At 65.6% G+C, this 19,635-nt stretch carries 19 protein-coding genes; 11 read left to right on the top strand and 8 right to left on the bottom strand.

Annotated features, from left to right (window positions below):
* The first annotated feature begins 145 nt into the window (after positions 1 to 145).
* Positions 146 to 445 (top strand): DUF4193 domain-containing protein, encoded by a 300-nt coding sequence (locus AC56PL_RS17690; protein ID WP_482139258.1) that lies wholly within the window; start codon positions 146 to 148, stop codon positions 443 to 445.
* Between the two features lie 140 nt (positions 446 to 585).
* Here the strand turns inward: AC56PL_RS17690 and AC56PL_RS17685 are convergent, their stop codons facing one another.
* Positions 586 to 1,170: a DUF3093 domain-containing protein gene (locus AC56PL_RS17685; RefSeq protein ID WP_497154627.1), complete on the bottom strand. Its 585-nt coding sequence runs from the start codon at positions 1,168 to 1,170 to the stop codon at positions 586 to 588.
* A 49-nt stretch (positions 1,171 to 1,219) separates the two neighbouring features.
* On the opposite strand from AC56PL_RS17685, the gene dut reads away from it, so the two are divergent.
* Together dut and AC56PL_RS17675 are read left to right on the top strand one after the other, a co-directional pair.
* Positions 1,220 to 1,675, top strand: a complete 456-nt coding sequence (dut, locus tag AC56PL_RS17680; protein WP_495516923.1) for a dUTP diphosphatase — start codon at positions 1,220 to 1,222, stop codon at positions 1,673 to 1,675.
* 3 nt (positions 1,676 to 1,678) lie between these two features.
* Positions 1,679 to 2,521: a DUF3710 domain-containing protein gene (locus AC56PL_RS17675; RefSeq protein WP_495516631.1), complete on the top strand. Its 843-nt coding sequence runs from the start codon at positions 1,679 to 1,681 to the stop codon at positions 2,519 to 2,521.
* Positions 2,522 to 2,534: 13 nt separating this feature from the next.
* Here AC56PL_RS17675 and AC56PL_RS17670 read toward each other — a convergent pair whose 3' ends face one another.
* Complete coding sequence (locus AC56PL_RS17670) at positions 2,535 to 3,254, bottom strand: alpha/beta hydrolase (protein ID WP_497154626.1); 720 nt, start codon at positions 3,252 to 3,254, stop codon at positions 2,535 to 2,537.
* A 131-nt stretch (positions 3,255 to 3,385) separates the two neighbouring features.
* On the opposite strand from AC56PL_RS17670, the gene AC56PL_RS17665 reads away from it, so the two are divergent.
* Positions 3,386 to 3,757, top strand: coding sequence for an OB-fold nucleic acid binding domain-containing protein (locus AC56PL_RS17665; RefSeq protein WP_495516629.1), 372 nt, complete (start codon positions 3,386 to 3,388; stop codon positions 3,755 to 3,757).
* The gene (locus tag AC56PL_RS17660; protein ID WP_495516628.1) at positions 3,747 to 4,466 is read left to right on the top strand and encodes a DUF3159 domain-containing protein; all 720 of its coding nucleotides are present in this window, start codon (positions 3,747 to 3,749) and stop codon (positions 4,464 to 4,466) included. Before AC56PL_RS17665 ends, AC56PL_RS17660 begins: the two co-directional genes overlap by 11 nt.
* Here the strand turns inward: AC56PL_RS17660 and AC56PL_RS17655 are convergent.
* Positions 4,438 to 5,112 carry an NAD-binding protein gene (locus tag AC56PL_RS17655; protein ID WP_495516627.1) on the bottom strand — a complete coding sequence of 225 codons (675 nt, stop codon included), beginning with the start codon at positions 5,110 to 5,112 and terminating at the stop codon, positions 4,438 to 4,440. The two genes, AC56PL_RS17660 and AC56PL_RS17655, sit on opposite strands and share 29 nt — an antisense overlap.
* A 34-nt stretch (positions 5,113 to 5,146) precedes the next feature.
* Positions 5,147 to 5,815, bottom strand: coding sequence for an NAD-binding protein (locus AC56PL_RS17650; RefSeq protein WP_495516626.1), 669 nt, complete (start codon positions 5,813 to 5,815; stop codon positions 5,147 to 5,149).
* 95 nt (positions 5,816 to 5,910) lie between these two features.
* Here AC56PL_RS17650 and AC56PL_RS17645 point away from each other — a divergent pair, with 95 nt between their 5' ends.
* The 3 genes from AC56PL_RS17645 to dxs all read left to right on the top strand — a co-directional run bounded on the left by AC56PL_RS17645 (position 5,911) and on the right by dxs (position 11,434).
* On the top strand, positions 5,911 to 7,944 hold the full coding sequence (locus AC56PL_RS17645; RefSeq protein ID WP_497154625.1) for an APC family permease: 2,034 nt from the start codon (positions 5,911 to 5,913) through the stop codon (positions 7,942 to 7,944).
* Complete coding sequence (locus tag AC56PL_RS17640; protein WP_497154624.1) at positions 7,944 to 9,383, top strand: class I SAM-dependent RNA methyltransferase; 1,440 nt, start codon at positions 7,944 to 7,946, stop codon at positions 9,381 to 9,383. The genes AC56PL_RS17645 and AC56PL_RS17640 overlap by 1 nt, the downstream gene beginning before the upstream one ends.
* Before the next feature lie 125 nt (positions 9,384 to 9,508).
* On the top strand, positions 9,509 to 11,434 hold the full coding sequence (gene dxs / locus AC56PL_RS17635; RefSeq protein ID WP_495516623.1) for a 1-deoxy-D-xylulose-5-phosphate synthase: 1,926 nt from the start codon (positions 9,509 to 9,511) through the stop codon (positions 11,432 to 11,434).
* A gap of 72 nt (positions 11,435 to 11,506) precedes the next feature.
* On the opposite strand, the gene AC56PL_RS17630 is transcribed toward dxs, so the two are convergent.
* A complete protein-coding gene (locus tag AC56PL_RS17630; RefSeq protein WP_497154623.1) occupies positions 11,507 to 12,775 on the bottom strand; it encodes an HRDC domain-containing protein in 1,269 nt (422 codons plus the stop codon).
* On the bottom strand, positions 12,772 to 13,365 hold the full coding sequence (locus AC56PL_RS17625; RefSeq protein ID WP_495516621.1) for a DUF3000 family protein: 594 nt from the start codon (positions 13,363 to 13,365) through the stop codon (positions 12,772 to 12,774). Before AC56PL_RS17625 ends, AC56PL_RS17630 begins: the two co-directional genes overlap by 4 nt.
* 74 nt (positions 13,366 to 13,439) lie before the next feature.
* On the opposite strand from AC56PL_RS17625, the gene hemE reads away from it, so the two are divergent.
* The 3 genes from hemE to hemQ all read left to right on the top strand — a co-directional run bounded on the left by hemE (position 13,440) and on the right by hemQ (position 16,609).
* Entirely contained in the window at positions 13,440 to 14,489 is a 1,050-nt protein-coding gene (gene hemE / locus AC56PL_RS17620; protein WP_497154622.1) for a uroporphyrinogen decarboxylase, read from the top strand.
* Positions 14,486 to 15,850, top strand: a complete 1,365-nt coding sequence (hemG, locus tag AC56PL_RS17615; RefSeq protein ID WP_497154621.1) for a protoporphyrinogen oxidase — start codon at positions 14,486 to 14,488, stop codon at positions 15,848 to 15,850. The genes hemE and hemG overlap by 4 nt, the downstream gene beginning before the upstream one ends.
* 63 nt (positions 15,851 to 15,913) lie before the next feature.
* Positions 15,914 to 16,609: a hydrogen peroxide-dependent heme synthase gene (gene hemQ / locus AC56PL_RS17610; protein WP_482139272.1), complete on the top strand. Its 696-nt coding sequence runs from the start codon at positions 15,914 to 15,916 to the stop codon at positions 16,607 to 16,609.
* 130 nt (positions 16,610 to 16,739) lie between these two features.
* On the opposite strand, the gene AC56PL_RS17605 is transcribed toward hemQ, so the two are convergent.
* Together AC56PL_RS17605 and AC56PL_RS17600 are read right to left on the bottom strand one after the other, a co-directional pair.
* A complete protein-coding gene (locus AC56PL_RS17605; RefSeq protein ID WP_495516922.1) occupies positions 16,740 to 17,987 on the bottom strand; it encodes a glycosyltransferase 87 family protein in 1,248 nt (415 codons plus the stop codon).
* 55 nt (positions 17,988 to 18,042) lie between these two features.
* The gene (locus AC56PL_RS17600; protein ID WP_497154620.1) at positions 18,043 to 19,620 is read right to left on the bottom strand and encodes an alpha/beta hydrolase; all 1,578 of its coding nucleotides are present in this window, start codon (positions 19,618 to 19,620) and stop codon (positions 18,043 to 18,045) included.
* Positions 19,621 to 19,635 lie beyond the last annotated feature (15 nt).

Raw genomic sequence — 19,635 nt, 5'->3', positions numbered from 1 at the left:
GCAACGAATCCCCTCGTAGGAGTTGTTGATCAAAGGGCACTGTCGCGGACTTTGCAGACCAGGACGTGCGCGGCTTGTTGGGACACGCGGGACCTGCTCACATCGGGTACCTCGAGTCGCAGGTGCTTCTACCTAAGGCGGAAATATGGCAACTGATTACGATGCGCCCCGGCGCACTGAATCCGACGAGGTCTCCGAGGACTCACTCGAGGAACTGAAGGCACGTCGGAGTGAAGCGCAGGCGGCCTCGGTCGATGTGGACGAAGGCGATATCGCCGAGTCCTTTGAGCTCCCGGGCGCGGACCTGTCCGGCGAGGAACTCTCTGTTCGGGTGATCCCGAAGCAGGCTGACGAGTTCACCTGCACCAGCTGCTTCCTTGTGTATCACCGCAGTCGGCTGGCAACGGAGAACGGCAACTCGCGCATTTGCGTCGACTGCGCGTAATCACCTGCAGCAGACTGATAGACAACAACACCGCGTCGATGGTGTCACTCAGGCAAGTGGCCTGGGGACACCATCGGCGCGGTTGTGTTTCGGGGTAGCGACGAGATCGGGCCCGACTCCGGCGACCACGCAGACCCGGGTCAGTCGGATGATTCGGACGCCGCGTCGGTCATCCCCAGTGCGGCGACCAGCTCGGCCGGGTGGCGGGTGCTGACAAGCCAATAGGGCGTCGGGTCGTCGGGATCGTCGAGAACCAACAAGACCATGGTCTTGACCCAGAACTTGTGGGCAAGGAATGCGGCCGGGTCGAGCTGGCGCCCGAGCGCCGCGCTCTTCGCGCTGGCCGGGATGACTGCGGCCCGGTCGATCAGGTTGATCGGGAGGTGGGCATTGCCTGCCCACAATTCACCGCCGGTGACCCGGACCCGGGTGCGGCCCATGGACCAGAGCAGCCACGCGGCCAGCGGTACGAGTACTACGTAGGCGATCGGGCTGAAGGCGCTGTCATGCAGAGCGAGCTGGATCTCGTAACCGAGTAGGCCGATGACGATTGCCGCGACCAGCCACCACCACAGCGGTACGTACAGGCGTTCGTCGTGAAGGATCCCCCGGCTGTCATCGCCGTTGTCATCGGTGTGGAAAGGGTCTCCGGCTGTGTCGGGTGATGGGAATGGAGGCACGGCGCCAGCGTAGTCTTCCCGTGTGGCAACCGATCCTGGCAGCACCCCTGCCGACGCACCATTCCTCGCCGTCCAGCCATCCGGGCAGGTCGCCATCAGGCGGCTTGATCCGGGCATCGAGCTACCCCGGCGGGCGCACCCCGGGGATGCCGGCGTCGACCTGTCGAGCGCGATCGATGTCGAGCTCGCGCCGGGACAGCGGGCACTCGTTCCGACCGGGATCTCCATCGCCCTGCCCATCGGGACGGTGGGCCTGATCCATCCGCGATCGGGCCTCGCCGCGCGCGCCGGTCTGTCGATCGTCAACACGCCGGGCACCGTCGATGCGGGATACCGCGGCGAGATCAAGGTCTGCCTCATCAATCTGGACCCACACGAACCGATTGTCATCGCGCGAGGTGACCGCATCGCGCAGTTGCTGGTTCAGCGGGTCGAACTCGTCGACTTCGTCGAAGTCGATGAATTGGACGAAACAAGCCGCGGCGCAGGCGGTTACGGTTCGAGTGGCGGTCACGCGAGGTTGGACGCGAACGCGTCGGAAAGCAGCTGAGAAATGGCACGCGAAAAACGAACTCGGGGTTTCCGGCGGGATCAACCCGCCGAGGAAACCGACACGAGCACCGGACCCAAGCAGATCGGCAGTGGCCAGGGTCCGTATGACATCGACGAGCTGGCCTCCGGCTCGACATTCGACAACTCACACCTCGATCTCGGTTCGGTTCTGGTCCCGGTGGTGGAAGGCGGACAGGTGACCGTCGAGATGTCGGTCGACCATCAGCCACAGTCGGTGTTCCTGGTGACACCTCACGGGCGGATCACCGTTGCCGCGTTCGCCGCACCCAAGTCGAGTGGACAGTGGCGTGATGTGGTGAGCGAACTCACCGAATCACTCAAGGCGGAGGGTGCCGAGACGGCCATCGAAACCGGCTTCTGGGGCCGCGAGGTGGTGGCGACCGTTCCCGGTGGCGTGCACCGCTTCATCGGGGTCGACGGGCCGCGCTGGATGATCCGTTGTGTGGCGAGCGCGCCGACCGCGGGTGCCGAGAGCCTGGCGAAGGTGGCTCGGGCGGTGGTCAGCGAGACCGTGGTCCGTCGCGGCGACGATCCGCACCCGCCCCGTACCCCGTTGCCGATCGTGCTGCCGCCGGTACTCGCCGAGCAGGTGGCCGCCGCGCAGCAGGAGATGGTGGCCTCCGGGACGATGGACGCCAACGCTGCGTCCGCGCCTGCGGGAGACAATGCGCAGGCCCAGTCCGCGCAGGCGACGGTTCGGATACAGGGTCAGCCGCAGCCGGCTGCGGCTGAGCCTGCAGAGAAAGAGACGCCGACCCCGCCTCCGGGAACCGGTTCGCGAGGATCGGCGATGCAGCAGTTGGGCAATCGTCCGAAACGCTGACGCTCACCAAACGTCAAACGTTCAGTTGGCGCCAGCCGGCCAGGCATCGCCTGCCCAGCACGGCGGGATCTGCGCCCAGATCGTTGAGGGTGATCGTCTGCAGAACCGCTCGCGGAGCCGCATCGCGCCACACCTGTGCCACCTCAAACGGGTGGACCGGGTCATCGATGGTCGCGGTGATCGACAGCGGCACCGCCAGCCCGGCGATGTCTGCGGCGGTCGGTGCGTGGTAGCCGGCCGCCTCACCGAGCATCTCATCCAGGACCGGCGCGGTGGCCCGCCACGACCGCGCGAGTTCGGTGGCCAGCCAGCCCGGGGTGGTCGCCGTCATCTGATCGATGGTGGCGTCGAGACCGGTTCGGGCGAGCTGATCAAGCGTCAGCAGTGCACTGTGTGCGGCCGGTGCGGTCGCCGGATCTCCGAGCCACGGTGGCAGCGCCGCCAGCACGCCCGCGCAGTGGGTCGGATTGTGCAGCGCCCATTGCACTGCCACGCAGGCGCCGATGGATACACCGGCGGCGAGGACCTGGTGACCTGCGGCTGCGGCCCGATCGAGAACCTGCACATAACTATTGATCAGACCGTTGTCCGTGGGGTCGACGGCGATCACGGGGATGGTCTCGTCGGCAAACGCGCGACCGGCGAAATCGCCGTCAGAACCTGTTCCGGGCAGCGCCACGATCACCAGATCTCGGTTTGCGGCAGTGGTCTGCGACACAGGTGTGAGCGGCATGTGATGATCTTGCCGCGGCGAGTGGAAGTCGGCACTTCCGGGGTCTACCCTGGCGAGAGCAATAGCCCCGCCGACCACGTACATCTGTGATGTGGCGGCACAATTGAACTGGTGAAAGGGTGCGTAGCGCCATGACCGCAGGCGGATATCTCAAACGCCTCACGCGCAGACTTACCGAAGACCTCGAGCAGCTCGACGCCGAGACGATCTCCGAGCAGTCCCAGCAGAACGGTGCCCAGCGCGCCTGTGATTGTTCAGCCGGTGACGAAGTCACCATGCAGGGCGAATTACGATCCGTGCAGACCTGCGCGAAGACGGTGAAATCAGGTGTCGCCGCAGAGTTCTTCGACGGTACTGACGTGGTCACCCTCAAGTTCATCGGCCGCAATCGCATCCCGGGTATCGAGCCGGGACGCAAGATGATCGTCCGGGGCCGGATGGGCGAGCACGACGGCCGCAAGGTCATGTTCAACCCCGATTACGAGTTGCTCGGTGACAGCTGAGCCCGGCCGGCATCGGGAAGGATCGGCAGAGGTCGACGAACCGCCTGCCCAGACCGTTCTCGAACAGATGGGTGGGGTCTCCGGACTCATCTACTCGTCGTTGCCGATCGTGGCGTTCGTCCCGGCCAACTCACTGTGGAATCTGACAGTCGCAATCTATGCGGCACTTGCCGTCGCCTTGGTGATCTTCGTTCTCCGGTTGGTCCGGCGCGAGCCCATCCAACCGGCAATCTCCGGTGTCATCGGAGTTGCGGTGTGCGCGTTCATCGCCCACCGAACCGGCGACGCCAAGGGCTTCTTCCTCTTCGGAATCTGGACCACACTGCTGTACGCCGGGGTGTTCGCAGTGTCGATCCTGGTCCGGTGGCCCCTGGTCGGGGTCATCTGGAACGGGGTGAACGGCAACGGGACTCACTGGCGCAGCCATCGCCGGACCCTGCTGGCCTACGACATCGCCACGGCGGTGTGGGCGGCACTGTTCGGTGTCCGCTACCTGGTGCAGTCATTCCTTTACGACAATGATCAGACCGGCGGCCTGGCCGTGGCGCGCATCGCGATGGGCTGGCCGTTGACCGCTGCCGCCGCCCTTGCCACGGTGCTCCTGGTTCGCTGGGCCCAGAAGAACGACGACAAAGAAGAAGAGGCAGCGGCACCGCCGGAAGCCGACGGCCCCGGCGAGACTAGCGAGCAGGCGCCGCCGGCTCGATGATGGCGGCTCGGAGCTCACCTTCTGCTTCTGCCGGCACGATGAAGACCAGTTCGTCGCCGCCTTCGACGGCGTCGTCGGGTTGCGGAACGATCACCCGGCCGCCGCGCAGGATGGTGACGAGTGCGGCATCGCGCGGCAGGTTGAGTTTGCGGACCGCCTTGCCCGCCAACGACGTGTTGTCGGGCAGGGTCATCTCCACCAGATTGGCCTGACCCTGCCGGAAGGTCATCAGCCGTACGAGGTCGCCAACCGAGACCGCCTCTTCGACGAGCGAGGCGAGCATCCGCGGGGTGGACACCGCCACGTCGACACCCCAGTCCTCGTCGAACAGCCACTCGTTGCGGGGATCGTTCACCCTGGCCACAACCCGTTGGACCGCGAACTCGGTTTTGGCGAGCAGGCTCACCACCAGATTCGCCTTGTCGTCACCGGTCGCGGCGATGACGACGTCGAACTTGTGGAGCTCGACCCGTTCGAGGTTGTCGAGTTCGCAGGCATCACCGCCGACCCAGCGGGCACCGCGCACGGCTTCTTCGTCGATGTGATCGGGGTTGCGTTCGAGGAGCAGCACCTCGTGCGAGTTGGCGAGCAGCTCACGGGCGATCGATCGCCCGACAGCGCCTGCGCCGGCTATCGCGACCTTCATGTTTCTTCCTTCGATCTGCGGGAGGGGCTTCGGGTCAGTCGGTTTCTGGGGCGAGGGTGCCCGCCACTGCGCGGACTTTGTCGAGATTGTCGATCAACGCTGCAACGAACACCTGATCATTTTGTTGCAGAACGGATTTGGGACCGGGCAACAGCGGCTTGCCGAGTCGGTTGACGAAGCTGATCCGCGAACCGGTCTGTTCCTGGAACAGCGTGAACGAGGTACCCACCCATGACTCGTGGATGTTCAGCTGGACGAGCGCGACCTGGCCGGAAGGTTCGGTCCAGGCGACGTCGCCGTTGTCGGCGCTGCCGAGAGCCGACATGAAGCGATCCGTTGTCCAGGGAACGGTGGCGACGGTCGGGATACCGAGACGTTCGTAGACGGCCGCTCGTTTGGCGTCGTATATCCGGGCGACCACCTTGGGAACGCTGAATGTTTCGCGCGCGACGCGCGCGGCGATGATGTTGGAATTGTCTCCCGACGACACCGCGGCGAAGGCGTCCGCACCTTCGATACCGGCTCGCCGAAGGACTTCCTGATCAAAACCGACACCTTTGACGGTGGTGCCCGCAAACCCCTCGGGCAGGCGCCGAAATGCCGTTTGATCTCGGTCGATGATCGCGACCTCGTGCCCGGCATCCTGTAACTGGCCGGCAAGGGATGCCCCGACGCGACCGCATCCCATCACCACAACACGCATGCCGACTCCTCGTTGATCTCACCCGAGCAGATGCTCTCCGGAACGGTACCGCGACCGGCGTGGCCTTACGCGACCGCAGGCCCTATTGTTGCCTGGTGTCCACGGTGTCCAAGGCCTCAACGGCGGCGAAGCGGTTGTTGCTCGGGCGTCCATTCCGCAGCGACAAGCTCGGTCATACGCTGCTGCCCAAGCGGATCGCGTTGCCGGTGTTTGCCTCAGACGCGATGTCGTCGGTTGCCTATGCGCCGCAAGAGATCTTCCTTGTGCTCTCGGTTGCCGGGCTGTCGGCCTATACCTACACCCCGTGGATCGGGCTGGCGGTCGCGCTGGTGATGGCGGTGGTCGTCGCGAGTTATCGGCAGAACGTGCACGCCTATCCGTCGGGCGGTGGCGATTACGAGGTGGCCACCACCAATCTCGGACCCACCGCAGGCCTGACCGTCGGTAGCGCATTGCTGGTCGATTATGTGCTCACAGTTGCGGTCTCGATCGCCTCGGCCGCGGAGAACGTGGGCTCGGCGGTACCTTTCGTGCAGGAACACAAGGTCTGGTTCTGCGTGGTCGCGATCATCCTGTTGACGTCGATCAACCTGCGCGGGCTACGAGAATCGGGTACCGCGTTCTCGATACCCACCTATGCCTTCATCGTCGGCATGGTGGTGATGCTGATCTGGGGTTTCCTGCGCGTTTTCGTGTTCGGTGACAACATCCAGTCCGAAACTGCGGGCTACGAGATCGTCGCCGAAGAGAACCACCTCGTCGGAATCGCCTTTGTCTTCCTTGTCGCACGCGCCTTTTCGTCCGGTTGTGCCGCGTTGACCGGGGTCGAGGCCATCTCCAACGGCGTGCCGGCCTTCCAGAAGCCCAAGTCGCGCAACGCGGCAACGACGCTGCTGCTGTTGGGAACCATCTCGATCGTCCTGCTGATGGGGATCATCCTGCTGGCCAAGGAAATCGGTGTGAAGTATGTCTCCGATCCGGCCAAGGATCTGATCGGCGCACCGGCGGACTACGAACAGAAATCACTCATCGCGCAACTCGCACATGCGGTGTTCGGCGGATTCAACCCGGGGTTCTACTTCGTGACCGTGGTCACCGCACTGATCCTGGTGCTGGCCGCGAACACCGCCTTCAACGGGTTCCCGGTCCTGGGATCGGTGCTCGCGCAGGATCGTTACCTGCCGCGGCAGCTTCACACCCGCGGCGATCGGCTGGCCTTCTCCAACGGCATCCTGTTCCTGGCCGTCGCCGCCATCGCGTTCATCGTCGCTTTCGGTGCCGAGGTGACGGCGCTCATCCAGCTTTACATCGTCGGTGTATTCGTGTCGTTCACCCTCAGTCAGATCGGAATGGTGCGGCACTGGACCCGGCACCTCAAAACCGAAGGTGATCCCCGGGCCCGGGCCCGGATGATGCGTTCGCGAATCATCAACGGCATCGGACTGGTGATGACCGGGTCGGTTCTGATCATCGTGCTCGTCACCAAGTTCCTTGCCGGAGCCTGGATTGCGATCCTGGCGATGGTCGCGATCTTCGGCCTGATGAAACTCATCCACCGGCATTACGCATCGGTGCAGGCCGAGCTGGACAATTCCGACTACGAGGCCGTGCTGCCGAGCCGGACCCACTCGATCGTGCTGGTCTCGACGCTGCACCTGCCGACCCGGCGGGCGCTGGCATTCGCCCGCGCCACGCGTCCGGACACCCTCGAGGCCATCACCGTGAACGTGGACGAACGGGACACCCGAAAGCTGGTGGCGCAGTGGGAAGACAGTGACATCACCGTTCCGCTCAAGGTGATCGCCTCGCCGTATCGCGAGGTGACCCGTCCGGTCATCGAGTACGTCCGGCGGCTACGGCGCGAGTCGCCGCGGGACGTGGTGACCGTCTTCATCCCCGAGTATGTGGTTGGTCACTGGTGGGAGCAAATCCTGCACAACCAGTCCGCGCTACGGCTCAAGGGCCGCCTGCTCTTCGAACCGGGTGTGATGGTGACGTCGGTACCATGGCAGCTCAGCTCCTCGGATCGGCGAAAGCGTGACCGCACGTACATCGCACCAGGCGACACCCGTCGCGGTGTCGGCTCGCCCCCTGCCGGTCCGACACCAACAGAGAAAACAGGTTTGTAGTGACCGGCTCAGTGCCCGACAAAGAACTCGATGGGCCCGACAGAAAAATTGATGGGCCCGACAAGGACCTCGACGGGCCAAAACACGAATCCAAGGGAACCGGCAACGGTTGGCTGGGAACCGAATTCGAGATCACCGTCGACCGCTTCGGTCACGGCGGTATCGGGGTCGGCCGCCGCGATGGCCGAGTGGTGTTCATCCGCCACGCATTGCCGGGCGAAACACTGCGGGTGGTGGTCACCGAGGATCGCGGCAAGGGTTTCTGCCGTGCAGAGATCCGCGAGATCCTGCAGGCCTCACCGCACCGCATCGACGCGGTCTGCCAGGTCGGTGCCCCGGTATCTGCCGGTGGTGCCGGTGCGGGCTGCTGTGACCTCTCGCACACCACGGGTGCGTACGCCCGCGAACTGAAATCACAGGTTTTGTCCGAACTGCTTGGCCGGATGGCAGGCATCGAGTGGAACGGCGAGGTGGTCTCGCTCGACCCCGCCGCGACCGTGGCACCCGAAACTCATTGGCGCGTGCGTGAACGCCTCTTCATCGATGCCCAGGGACGTCCCGGAGTGCGCGGATACCAATCCCATTCGGTGATCCCGCGTCTGGATTGCGCGCAGCCGGTTGTCGGGATGGTCGAGGGCCTCGACGAGTTCGGCGAACTCGAGCCCGGTTCCGAACTGATGCTGACCGTCGGCGACGACGGTGGCCGCCACGTGGTCCACATCGCGGCAGCGAACGAACCGCACCGCGGTGGACGCGGCAAACGGCCGCAGTCGGGCCGACGACGGACACAGCAGCAGCGGGCGCAACGATCGACCGCGCGCCGTGAGGTGCTGCTCGCGGGCGAGCCGACCGTGCGTCGCACCGTCGGTGGACGCACCTGGGAGCTGCCCGTGACCGGATTCTGGCAGGCCCATCGGTTTGCGGCGTCCGGCTACAGCGCCACCGTGCGAAGCCTGCTGAAGTCGGCCGGGTTGCCGCGCTCGGTGGTGGCATGGGATCTGTACGGCGGGGCCGGAGTGCTGGCCGGGGCTGTCCTGGACGAGAACGACGAGTCCTGGGGTACGGCCCGCGTCCACATCGTCGAGGCTGACCGCGGCGCGACCGCCGCCGCCGACCTCACCTTCGCCGACGACCATCGCGTCAAGGTTCATCGGGGCAGTGTCCTGACAACGGTCACCGACCTGCCCTCGCCCGACGTGGTCATCGTCGACCCGCCACGCTCTGGTGCCGGCCGCGAGGTCGTCGAACGGATCACTGCGGCCGGGCCCGCAGCGGTCATTGCGGTCGGCTGCGATCCGGCGACATTCGCCCGTGACCTCAGCGACTACCGCCGCGGTGGTTACGAGGTCGATACGCTGCTCGGTTTCGACGCGTTTCCGCTGACCCACCACATGGAAGCGGTGGCGTTGCTGCGCCCCGCAATCCGGGCGAGCGCGTAACCAATCCCTACCGCTCACGGTCTCGAAGAATCCGTAGAGTGGGAGACCACACGTCGTCGCAGCCCGATGGCACCGGTGGCGAAGCACGTCTTTCGCCGCGAGATAGATCGTTGAGAGGATGTTGAATGAGCGTGCTGGATTCGGTTGATTCGCCCGCCGACCTGCGCGAACTGACCGTTGCGCAGATGCAGGATCTGGCCGGCGAGATCCGTGAGTTCCTGATCGCGAAGGTCTCTGCCACGGGCGGTCACCTCGGACCGAACCTCGGTGTGGTGGAGACGACACTGGCAATTCACCGGGTCTTCGACTCACCGAACGATGCTGTGCTCTTCGACACCGGACACCAGAGCTATGTCCACAAGATCGTCACCGGCCGCAAAGACCGCTTCGACAGCCTTCGCCAGCGCGGTGGGCTGACCGGTTACCAGGAACGTGCTGAGAGTGAACACGACTGGATCGAGTCGTCGCACGCGTCCGCGGCGCTGTCCTATGCGGACGGACTCGCCAAAGCCTTCACACTCACGAAGCAGGAACGGCACGTGGTGGCCGTCGTCGGCGACGGCGCACTCACCGGCGGTATGTGCTGGGAGGCCCTCAACAACATCGCGGCAGGCGATCGCCCGGTTGTCATCGTGGTCAACGACAACGGCCGCTCCTACGCGCCGACCATCGGTGGTTTCGCGCGGCACCTGTCCGGTCTGCGCCTGCAGCCCGGTTACGAGCGTGTCCTCGACGAGAGCCGGCGGGCAGTGCTGAAATTGCCGTTGCTCGGTCAGATCGCCTACGCCGCGCTCCACGGCCTCAAAACCGGCATCAAAGATGCACTGGCACCGCAGGCGATGTTCACCGATCTGGGCATCAAATACGTCGGACCGGTCGACGGACACGATCAGGAAGCGCTGGAAAACGCGCTCCGACAAGCCAAGTCGTTCGGCGGGTCGGTGATCGTGCACACCGTCACCAGTAAGGGCATGGGCTATCACCACGCCGAGAACCATGTCGCCGACCGGATGCACGCGACCGGCATCATCAATCCCGAAACCGGCAAGTCCACCAGTGTCTCCGCGCCGGACTGGACCTCGGTCTTCTCCGCGGCGCTGATCGAGGCGGGCAGCAATCGCGAGGACGTCGTGGCGATCACTGCGGCGATGCCCGGACCGACCGGACTCTCGGCCTTCGGTGACCGTTTCCCGGATCGGATGTTCGACGTCGGTATCGCCGAGCAGCATGCGCTGACCTCGGCCGCCGGCCTCGCCCTCGGTGGTCTGCATCCCGTGGTGGCGATCTATTCGACATTCCTGAACCGGGCCTTCGATCAATTGCTCATGGACGTCGCCCTGTTGAAGCAGCCGGTGACGCTGGTGCTCGACCGGGCCGGGGTCACCGGCCCCGACGGTCCGAGCCACAACGGCATGTGGGATCTGTCGCTGATGTCGATCGTGCCGGGTATGCGTGTGGCTGCGCCCCGCGACTCTGCGCGGCTGCGTGAAGAGTTGGCCGAAGCGCTGGAGACCAACGACGGACCCACCGCGCTGCGATTCCCGAAAGGTGCAGTCCCGGAGGATATCCGCGCCGTGGAACGCCTGGCTGACGGCACAGATGTGTTGTACCGGCCCGCGCGCGGTGAAAGCGCTGACGTGTTGATCGTCGCGGTCGGCCCGTTCGCGTCACTGGCACTGGACACCGCGGCCCGGCTATCGCAGCAGGGGATCGGTACCACCGTGGTCGATCCTCGCTGGGTGCTCCCGGTGCCCGAGTCGATTGTCGAACTGGCACAGGCACATCGACTGGTGGTGACGGTCGAGGACGGTGGCGTCCACGGCGGTGTCGGTTCGTCGGTGTCGGAAAAGCTTCGGGCCGAGAACATTTCGACGCCGGTGCGGGACGTGGGTATCGCGCAGAGGTTCCTCACCCAGGCTTCCCGGGGTGAGTTGCTCGACGAACTCGGCCTGACCGCGCAGGATGTGGCCCGCGCGATCACCGCCATGGTTTCGAGTATGCAGGCGCCGCTGTCGAGTGCCGACGAGCAAGATCTCAACGACATCAGCTGAGCGGAGATTCGCTCCACTTCCTCGCATACGCCCCGGTTGCAACCGGGGCGTTTGTGCGTAAGTGGAGCGAATCTATTCGGCGGGTGGGGCAGTCGCGGGAGGAGCGGTCAGCGCTTCGGCGATCACGGGTGCGGTCAGTTCGACCTGCCAGGGGCGGGCGCCGCCCGCGGTCAGTCGCTCTGCCACTGTGTCCGTCGACGGCGAAGCGATACCCTCCCAGCACAATTGGCGGACGAGTTCGGGGAGCAACAGGTTCTCCACCGGAACATCGACGCGTTCGGCGAGCTCGGTCAACCCGGCCCGGACGGCGGTATAGCGCGCCGCGGCCGCTGGTTCTTTACCTTCCCACCGATTGACCGGCGGCAAACCGGTGGTCGGCGGCCGACGTGAGGGGAGTTCGCTGTCGGGAAGGGTGCGCGCAGTTTCGAGCGCGTCCATCCAGCGACCGGCAAGTCGGCGTTGGCGAGGACCACCGAATACCGGCAGTTTGTACAGTTCGTCCAGGGTTTTCGGGTCTGCGACCGCGGCGGCCACGATCGCGGAATCCGGAAGGATACGACCCGGCGCGATATCGCGTCGACGGGCCAGATCTTCCCGCGTGTTCCACAACTGCTGCACCGCGGCCAGGGTCCGCGGTGACTTGATGGTGTGGATCTTCGAGACCCGGCGCCAACGATCAGGACGGGGTACGGGATCGGGCCGAGCCAGGATCGCCTCGAATTCCTGTGCGGCCCAAGTGTCTTTACCTGCTTCGACCAGGGCTTCCTGCACTGCGTCTCGCAACTCGATCAGAACCTCGACATCGAGCGCCGCATAGTTCAGCCACTCGTCCGGCAACGGGCGGCGGGACCAATCGGCGGCGCCGTGGCCCTTGACCAGCCCGAGACCGAGGAAGTGCTCGACCATGGCGGCCAGGTTGACCCTGGGGATTCCGGCGAGCCGCCCGGCCAGTTCGGTGTCGTAGAGCGCCGCGCACCGGAAGTTCAACTCGCGTAGGCACGGGAGGTCCTGGTCGGCGGCGTGCAGGATCCACTCCGGACCGTCGAGGACGTCGGCCACCGGACCGAGTGCCTCGGGGTGCTCGATCGGGTCGATCAGCATCGTCCCGCTGCCGTTGCGCCGGATCTGGATCAGGTAGGCGCGTCCGGAGTAGCGAAAACCCGATGCGCGTTCTGTGTCGAGGGCGATCGGGCCGGTTCCGTCGGCAAGCCGCCGTGCGGCGTCGGTGAACTCCTGCGGTGTGGTCAGAACCGGTGGAACACCGTCGGCCGGTGCAGTCAGCGGGATGGCCGGCGGCCGGGCGGGTTCTGCCCCAGGCTCCGGTGTGTCGGAATCGGTCACGCTTCAGCGAACCCGAGACGTGTCACGCCGGTCGGCGGGAGTCCGGCGGCAAGTGAGAGGACGTTGCAGAAGGCTTCGACATGACCGCTGAGGTCGTCGTTGGTGGCCGTCCACGATGCCCGCAGTTCCAGCTGATGCGCGCGTGGGGGTCCAGCGATGTCGCCATAGCGAACCGAGGTCGTAGACGTCACGGTGCCGCCAAGGGCGGTCACGTCCACGCGGTCCGAGTTCTCGAGCGCTTCGGTCAGCCAGCTCCAGGCAACCTCTGGCAGGAGTGGATCGGTCGCAAGGTCCGCCTCCATCTCGGCCTGGATGAACGCCACCAGGCGCATCGTGCCGTTCCAGGCCTCGTGGCCGTCGGGGTCGTAGAGAAGGATCAACCGGCCGAATGCGGTCCCGTCGGAGTCTGTTGCGATGTCGCCGTCGTCAGGCTGGGTCACCTCTGCGCCGACGGCGTAACTGTAAGGCGCAAGTCGTTGTGGTGGACGTATGCTGCCGAGTTCGATCTCCGACCGGACCTTGGCCGCATGCATCGATTCGATTGCGCTGCGAAAGACCGCAGGCTCGGTCGAGGCTCCGGATGTGGTCACTGCTCGACCGTAGGGCCGATCAGGTCGGACGCAGCGGAGGCGCGCCGAGAGGCACATGGCAGCATGTGGAGGTGATGTCTGAACATGATGCTCGCACTGTCTCTCCGCTGGTCGCGGCTGCCCGCGGACAGGTTCCCAGCCACCGTCCGGTCTGGTTCATGCGCCAAGCTGGGCGCTCGCTACCAGAGTACCGGGAGATCCGCGCTGGTCGCGGGATGCTCGAGGCCTGCTTCGATCCGGAGCTGGTCTGTGAGATCACGATGCAGCCGGTCCGCCGCCATGGCGTCGACGGCGCAATCCTGTTCTCCGACATCGTTGTTCCGCTCAAGGCCGCAGGCATCGACCTCGACATCGTCTCCGGTGTCGGTCCGGTGATCGCCAATCCGGTGCGCACCCACGCCGATGTCCAGGCCCTGCCGATCCTGAGGCCGGAGGCCGTTGGTGCGGTCTCGTCAGCGGTCAAGCTCCTCAAGGCAGAACTCGGGGACACCGCGCTGATCGGTTTCGCAGGTGCACCGTTCACCCTGGCGTCGTATCTGATCGAGGGTGGTCCGAGCCGCAACTACGAGAACACCAAAGCGCTCATGTACTCCGAGCCCGCGGTGTGGCACGAACTGGTCGGCAAGCTCGCCGACATCACGATCGCGTTCCTGCGGGTGCAGCTCGAAGCGGGCGTCGATGCCATCCAGCTGTTCGACTCCTGGGCCGGGGCCCTGTCGGTCGCCGATTACCGCACCTACGCCAGGCCGCATTCGGCTCGGGTGTTCGCCGAACTCGCGTCCTACGACGTACCGCGCATCCACTTCGGTGTCGGCACCGGTGAATTGCTGCACGACATGGGTACCGCGGGCGCCGACGTGGTCGGTGTCGACTGGCGGATCCCGCTCGACGAGGCCGCGCGTCGCGTCGGACCCGGCAAGTCACTGCAGGGCAACCTCGATCCGGCCTTGCTGTTCGCTCCGTGGGAGGTCGTGGAAACCCACGTCCGTCGCATCGCCGCCGAAGCCGACGCCGCGATGTCCGCCGGTGCTGCGGGCCACATCTTCAACCTCGGTCACGGCGTACTGCCGACCACCGACCCGACCATGCTGACGCGGGTGGTGGAGCTGGTGCATTCGCTGTGACCCCATCGCGGCTGGCAGTGATCGGTGGCGGTATCTCGGGTTTGACGGCTGCGTATCGGCTGCGGGCGCTACTCGGGCCGACTGCCACCATCGACCTTTTCGAGGCCACCGACCGGCTCGGCGGCACCCTCAAGGGTGTCGACCTGGCCGGCGTGCGGCTTGATGTCGGCGCCGAAGCATTCCTGGTTCGTCGCCCGGAAGTCCCGGCGCTGCTGGCCGAACTCGGTATCTCGTCGCGAATGGTGCATCCGGGCACGCTCGGTCCCCGGATCCTGGCCCGCTCGGTCCTGGAGCCGATGGCGCGGCCAACACTGATGGGGATCCCCGCCGATCCGGCCGTGGTCGCGCATCTCGCCGAACGCGCCGATCTGGCGTTGATGACCGACGAACCCACCCGACCGCTCGAGTGGACATCCGGTCAGGACGTCTCCATCGGGGGATTGGTCGCGCAGCGTTTCGGCCGCTCGGTGGTCGACCGCAGTGTCGATCCGATGCTCTCCGGTGTCTATTCGGCGCGGGCCGACGATCTGGGTCTGCGTGCAGTGCTGCCGGCGCTGGCCGCAAAGCTGGATGCCGGGGTTTCCAGTCTCACCGCAGCGGTCACCGACCTGCTCGGCGCCGCATCGGGGCAGGGACCCATCTTCGGTGCGCTGGCGGGTGGATATTCCGAACTCATCGACGTTCTCATCGAGCGGTCCGCGGCCACGCTGCGCACCGGGACCATCGTCACCGACATCCGGCGCGGCGACGACGGCTGGCTTGTCGACGGCGTCACCTACGACGGGGTCGTCTGTGCGCTCACCGCGCCCGCCGCAGCCCGGGTGATTAACTCCGAGCCCGAACTCGCGAAGCCGCTGTCGGGAATCGACATCTCCGGATCCGCCGTCGTGGCACTGGCGTTGGGGCCGGAGGTGATCCTGCCGGAGTTGTCCGGAGTGCTGGTGGCCAGCGATGAAACCGTGGTGCGGGCCAAGGCGTTCACCTTCAGCAGTCAGAAGTGGCCGCATCTGGCGGGCAACGGCGCCCTCGTCCGCGCGTCCTATGGCCGGTTCGGTGCGTCCGTCGCCGACGTTGATGACGATCAGCTGATCGCCTGGGCCAGGCGCGACCTGTCCACCGTCATCGGTATCTCGGGTAGTCGCAGCGGGCCTGTGCAACCGGTCGATGCGGTGGTGCAGCGATGGCCTTCGGGGCTGCCGCGCTACGGGACCGGGCATGCCGAACTGATCGCCGAGCTCGATCGCAGACGTCCGCGTGGCCTGGCCCTGGCCGGTGCCAGCTACAACGGGGTGGGGGTCCCGGCCTGTGTCGGCCGGGCAGACCGCGCAGCGCGCCAACTGGTCGCCGACCTGACCGCCTGACCTTCGGCGCATCGGTGCCCCTGGGCTGCCGAGACGTTGTCGGTGGGTGGCAGTATGAAATCCATGACCCGCCTGGATTATGCCGAAATCAATGCCACTGTCCGCTATCTGATGTTCTCAGTTTTTTCGGTTCGCCCCGGAGAGCTGGGTGACGACCGGACCGAGGCGATTGCCGATGCCACCAAGTTCTTCGATTCGCTGGAAGAGCGTGGCGTCGTGGTCCGCGGTCTCTACGACGTCGCCGGCCTGCGGGCTGATGCCGACTTCATGATCTGGTGGCATTCGGAAGAGGTCGAACAGATCCAGGCCGCCTACGCGGATTTCCGCCGCACCACGATCCTGGGCAAGGCCAGCAACTCGGTCTGGAGCAACGTGGCGCTGCATCGTCCGGCCGAGTTCAACAAGAGTCACATCCCGGCCTTCCTCGCCGGTGAGGAAGCGGGCAAGTACATCTGTGTGTACCCGTTTGTGCGGTCGTACGAGTGGTACCTGCTGCCCGACGAGGAGCGCCGCAAGATGCTCGCCGACCACGGCAAGGAAGCCCGCGGCTACAAGGACGTGCGCGCCAACACGGTCTCGTCGTTCGCTCTGGGCGACTACGAGTGGTTGCTGGCCTTCGAGGCACCCGAACTGCACCGGATCGTCGACCTCATGCGCGATCTGCGGGCCACCGAGGCCCGCATGCACGTTCGCGAGGAGACACCGTTCTACACCGGGCCGCGGGTCGAGGTCGACAAGCTGATCGCCTCCCTGCCCTGATCTGATGGCATAGGTAAACGAGCGGCACACGCAAACGATCCAGAAGCACGAGGACGAGCCACATATTTGTGGCTCGTCCTCGTATTTCCGGATCGTTTGTTGCAGTGGTGTCGGGTTTGTGCCAGTGGCGTCAGGCCAGTTGTTCTGCCTGGATCGGTTGATCTCTCTTGCGAAGATCGAGGTACCGGAAGAGCAGCGAACAGAACACCGCGATCATCAGCAGGGACCAGCCCCAGGTGACCTTGTTGTATTCGATGGCCCGACCGAAGGCTTCCCACCGAATCGAGTAGTAGGCGTCGAAGGTGAAGCAGCCGTAGATACCCAGCCAGGCCGGCCAGTTCCGGATGGCCGAGCCGCGCAGCAGCACGGTCATCAGCAGCGGGAACAGGAGCATCGAGTAGTAGCCCTGGCCGAGTGAACCGACCAGCCACGAGGTGCACAGCAGAACGCCGGACGAGGTTGCCATCCACAGCAATTCGTCGGTTTTGCGGTAGTAGCGGTACAGGAACCAGAGACTGAACGCCGCCATCGCCACAAAGGCCAGACGCAACAGCCAGACCAGCCAGGTGTCGACACCGAAGTAGGCGCCGCTGCCGACGATCGAACTGTTGTAGTAGTCGCGGGCTTCGAACAGATACGGCGCCGTGCGGGTGAAGAAATCCATCGGATCGGCCGACAGCGGCCAGGCCATCGCGGTCAGCAGGATCGGCATTCCGATCGCGCCGACGAACACCTTCCACTGTCGGTTGAGCAGAGGCAACAGGAGCAGCACGGCCAGAACCGGTTTGACCGCGATCGTGATACCCAGCGGGATACCGGCCCACAGGTCTTTGTGTTTGAGTGCCCAGGTCATGAACAACAATTCACCCAGCAGCACAAAGGAATTGAAGTTCACGAAGATCAGCGTGTGCGCGACGCTCTCGGACAGGAAGAACACGAACAGCACCACCGGCATGACCGGTGAGCGCCATGAATACCCGAACATCCGGGTGATCAGGAAGGCGCAGAAGACCAGGACCACCACCGAGGCGAAGATGAAGAGCCAGCGGGCCTTTTCCGGGTCGAGATAACCCAGCGGCGCCATCAGCATGGTGCCGGACGGGGGATACAGGTAGTGGGGATCGACGGTGTTGTAGTTGCCGTTGTAGACGGGTTCGTTGCGCAGGAACGCCAGCGCGGCCCGGTACACCGGTGCGAAATCGTCGGTTCGGTCGCCGTTGACACCCAGGATCAAGGACCGCTGGATCACCATCAGGATGGCTACGGGCCACAGCACCATCGTCACGATGCGGCCGATGTCGACCTGCGGAAACAGCAGCCGATCACGGATCGTCGCAGGGCTGGTCGTCACATGTTCGTCGTCGCGGGTGTCATTCATCGGCACTGCCGCACCGTACTACGGCCGCCGGTGGTCGCGGTGGCCGACACGGGACTCAGGCCGGACATGCGCCCGTCGTCGGGGGCTCCCCGGAGCGGGCGTAAGACATGACCGCCTCGCCTGCACAGTCGGAGTGGGCGATCACCGAGTAACCGAGCCCTTCCCACGTCAGCATGGAGAAGTCGGCGCCGGCACCCACCAAACCGCCGTTGACACCGTCCGTTGCCACGGGACCGTTGATCGGGTCGCCTGCGCCCCGGAGCACCAGGACGGGCACCGGCAGCTCGCTCAGGGACGGCGTGCCGTCGCCGGAGGGGAATCCGTTGCATCGCAGGAGACCGAGCGCGGCATTGCCGCCGGTCAGGGGGTACTGCTCAGTCCACTCGGTGATGAGGTCGGCGATCTGGTTCTGGCCGACGGGTTCGGTGGTGTCGTTGCAGCGCGAGAGCAGTTGACCGTCGCTGCCGCGCAGTTCCCTGGCCTGCTCGATCGCCGCGCGCAATGGACCGAGGGTGCCGTCGTCGGCCTTGCTCAGCATGTCGGAGGTGGCCGCGATGACGTCGGGCCGGTCACCGGGTGCCAGCGCGATGGTGGTGGTCAGGGCGAGCAGGATGTCGGTGTCGGAGAGCCCACCGACCTCACCGGCACGGGCCCGATCGAGAAGTCCGGCGATCGTGGCCGCGGGATCGGCGCCGAGTGAACAGCTCACCGCCCGGCACTGTTCGGCGAAGGTGCGCAGGGCGGCAGTGGTGCCTTCTGCGATCTGCTGGGCAGAGCTCTGGGCGTTCGTGCCATATGGGGCCGGGGTGTCGAGGACCAACCGTGCGACGTGGTCGGTGTACAGACCGGCGTACGCCAGTGCCACCCGGGCGCCGTCACCGACCCCGATGATCCCGATGCGCTCGACGTCCCACAGGACGCGCAACTCTTCGAGGTCTGCAGCTGCGTTGTTCGTGGTGAATTGCACCTGGTGGGGGCTCAACGTCTCCGTGCAGCCGTCGGATGCGGACGTCGCGGCGGCGGCGAGACGGCGTTCGCGGTCCGCGGTGTCGTCGGCGGGCACGCTGAAGCCGTTGCTCAGCAGGGTGTTGCGTTCGAGGTTGGTCATGCAGTCGAGGGGGAGCGACTCGCCGGTGCCCCTACGGTCGACGGCGACCACCGGGTTGCCTGCCAGGAGGGCGGCGCCATCTCCGGAGGCCAGCGACACCAGGGCCCGGGCCGAGGCGAGATCGGTGCCAGAGGTCAGGACCAGCGGTGGCGCGTCGGCCGGGGTCGCCGATGATCGGGCCCGCACCGCGGACACCAGGACGGAATCCATGCTCTGGACACCGGGTGTGACCGTGTTCGTGTAGTTCGCGCAGTCGAGGGTGATGCCGGCGGGCAGCGAGGCGACACCGAACCGGTCGACTGTTTGATCGGTGCATTCACTCCAGTTGAGATCCGATGCGGGCACAGCCAGGGGAGGTGGGGGCGGGGTGGTCTCCGGCGCCTGCCCGCCATTGCCGTCCTGCTCGATCACGAGATCGGGGCCGGGGTCGGGACCGGCGGAACAACCGGCGAGCGTGCCGATCGTCACTGCCGTGGCCAGCGCGCACAGTCGTAGCCGGCGGCGGATCACGGTGGGGCGTCGCATGATGGCGAGGGTACT

It is taken from the genome of Williamsia sp. Y721 (assembly GCF_059683565.1).
This window is presented reverse-complemented; position numbering and strand designations above follow the sequence as displayed.

Excerpts from the sequence above, each read along its gene's own strand:
- AC56PL_RS17690 (WP_482139258.1), top strand. The coding sequence starts at position 146 with ATGGCAACTGATTACGATGCGCCCCGGCGCACTGAATCCGACGAGGTC.
- AC56PL_RS17675 (WP_495516631.1), top strand. The coding sequence starts at position 1,679 with ATGGCACGCGAAAAACGAACTCGGGGTTTCCGGCGGGATCAACCCGCC.
- AC56PL_RS17670 (WP_497154626.1), bottom strand. The coding sequence starts at position 3,254 with ATGCCGCTCACACCTGTGTCGCAGACCACTGCCGCAAACCGAGATCTG.
- AC56PL_RS17665 (WP_495516629.1), top strand. The coding sequence starts at position 3,386 with ATGACCGCAGGCGGATATCTCAAACGCCTCACGCGCAGACTTACCGAA.
- AC56PL_RS17655 (WP_495516627.1), bottom strand. The coding sequence starts at position 5,112 with ATGAAGGTCGCGATAGCCGGCGCAGGCGCTGTCGGGCGATCGATCGCC.
- AC56PL_RS17650 (WP_495516626.1), bottom strand. The coding sequence starts at position 5,815 with ATGCGTGTTGTGGTGATGGGATGCGGTCGCGTCGGGGCATCCCTTGCC.
- dxs (WP_495516623.1), top strand. The coding sequence starts at position 9,509 with ATGAGCGTGCTGGATTCGGTTGATTCGCCCGCCGACCTGCGCGAACTG.
- hemE (WP_497154622.1), top strand. The coding sequence starts at position 13,440 with ATGTCTGAACATGATGCTCGCACTGTCTCTCCGCTGGTCGCGGCTGCC.
- hemQ (WP_482139272.1), top strand. The coding sequence starts at position 15,914 with ATGACCCGCCTGGATTATGCCGAAATCAATGCCACTGTCCGCTATCTG.
- AC56PL_RS17605 (WP_495516922.1), bottom strand. The coding sequence starts at position 17,987 with ATGAATGACACCCGCGACGACGAACATGTGACGACCAGCCCTGCGACG.
- AC56PL_RS17600 (WP_497154620.1), bottom strand. The coding sequence starts at position 19,620 with ATGCGACGCCCCACCGTGATCCGCCGCCGGCTACGACTGTGCGCGCTG.